The following is a 2,118-nucleotide window of genomic DNA, read 5'->3' on the forward strand; positions in this document are numbered from 1 at the left end:
AGGAATTAAAATAAGGTTTACTGATTTTTTTTCTGCGATCACTCCATTGGCGTACAGCGTTATAGGTAGGGCAATAAGCCTCTATACCCCTTTCTAAAAGTGTTTTATATATTTTTAATTCCCATCTGGGCCTGGTGCAGATTACATACCAATTCATAGTTCCCTTTCTTATTTCTAAACCTTACGATACTATTGTCGGCAGTCTGGTCTCCTTTCGCTTCCTTAACTATAAAAAACGACGACACCCTTTTATCTATCCCTAAAAATTATGATTAATTGCCGGACGTTAATGGGGGTTCTCCGGTTATTTTATTTTAGCCGATTTAATCTTTTCTTTCCACTTTTTAGTGCTTAGATTTTGCTTTTTGGATTTTTCCAATTCTTTAATCCGCTTTTCACCTATAAGCCATTCCTCATTTATATTCGCATTTGAACTGTTTACTCTGGCTTTTTCATTTACCCCATTATTAGCAGGAGATGATTCTATCCTTTGAGAAACAAACTCATCCTGAATTTCTATCCTTACCACTCTTCCTTGATTTTTTACGCTCCTGAGATCATTAAATTTTATGGCTTTTTCACGTAGCCTGTTCAAATTAAAAAGCAAAGTATAAAGCAAGGATCCCAGTAGGGTAACGACTACTAATTGTATGTTTATTTCCAGATCTTTAACCAGAAGTGCCAACTCTATTACCAGAATATTTACAATAGCCAACAGTATTGTAGCTTGTTTATGACTTAATCCCCGCTCTAACAAACGATGGTGTATATGATTGTTGTCTGCACTAAAGGGACTTCGCCTTTCCCTTGCACGAATAACAAAAACCCGCAAGGTGTCTAAAAGTGGAAAAGATAAGATGGCCAGCAGAAGAATAGGCGCATTGGGAACTGTAAACACCGAAGTTACGTCCGCGTTCAAACCCAAAAAACTAATGCCTTGATAGGCCAGCAGATACCCAACAAACATGGAGCCGGAATCGCCCATAAAGAGTTTGTTGGAATCTGATAAATTATAAATTAAAAATCCTATGGTGGCGCCTATTAAACTAAAAGATATTAAGGCAAGAAGGTAATTGTTATTTAATAAAAAGAAAATCCCAAATGACAAACTCGCAATTATGCCAATGGTACCGGCCAGGCCATCTATTCCATCAATAAGGTTAAACGAATTAATTACCAAAAGGAAAACAAATACCGTAAATACTACAGACACTAAATATGGTAGCTCCCCAACACCCAAAAGACCTTCTAAACTTGTAATTCTTATATCCGTTAAAAAGATCACAATCCCTGAAGCGATAAGCTGACCAAGAAATTTCTTCTTTGGTGCCAGGGCAATAAGATCGTCCTTAAGACCTAAAAACATAAGGATGATAGTAGCGAGTACCAGGGATAAAAGCTTAACCAGGTCCGGGCGTTCCAAACCAACTACTACTCCAAATAGTATGAGGGATACAACAAATGCAGCAAACATCCCTACTCCGCCAAGGGTTGGTGTTTTATCGGAATGCGCACTGCGATCTCCCGGTTCATCCATAAGATTCTTTACGCGGGCCGTATAGATTATAACGGGATTCATTTTGTATGCCAAAACAAAGGCCAAAAAGGCTGAAAAGAATGCTAAAAGATATAAGTTAGATAGTAAAAATTGTATCAAGGGGCGAAAACTATTTAATTTATAATCACTGCTTTTGGGGTGATAATTATTATTTCAATCTATTCTAATTTGGTTTCCTGCATCCGTAATAAATTAATGTCATCTTCTTTTAAACATTTCTCTCTTCAATTTGAGGACATGCTGAATGCAGAAAAAAGCAGTCCAATTATATGAATTTTAAGAGATATAACGACAAAAGAATTCATAAAATCGACGAACAACACTTATAATATGGTCGTACAGGTCTTTACTTTATTTTGTTTAACCATTTGAATCCTATAACATTTATCCTCTTTCATTAAATATGATCTTTTATCATATTTCAAAGGGGGAAATTAACATTATTTTTATTTTAAAAAAGCCTTGATGCCAACTTTTATAGACAATTTATTAAAAAATTAATTTTTCAAATAACAAACTATTAATTTGACAATTTACCGATGGTAAATGAGCGACTTCGT

At 35.3% G+C, this 2,118-nt stretch carries 2 protein-coding genes; both read right to left on the bottom strand.

Annotated elements, in window-relative coordinates; all coding sequences use genetic code 11:
* Nucleotides 1-157, bottom strand: a 157-nt coding sequence (locus Q0X89_RS18065; RefSeq protein ID WP_367177044.1) for a transcription termination/antitermination NusG family protein, incomplete at its 3' end; no start/stop codon positions are given.
* Between the two features lie 147 nt (nucleotides 158-304).
* Nucleotides 305-1,579, bottom strand: a complete 1,275-nt coding sequence (locus Q0X89_RS10945) for an MraY family glycosyltransferase (RefSeq protein ID WP_297694054.1) — start codon at nucleotides 1,577-1,579, stop codon at nucleotides 305-307.
* Nucleotides 1,580-2,118: the final 539 nt, after the last annotated feature.

The sequence above is a fragment of the uncultured Eudoraea sp. genome (genome assembly GCF_947258525.1).
Taxonomy (GTDB): Bacteria; Bacteroidota; Bacteroidia; order Flavobacteriales; family Flavobacteriaceae; genus Eudoraea.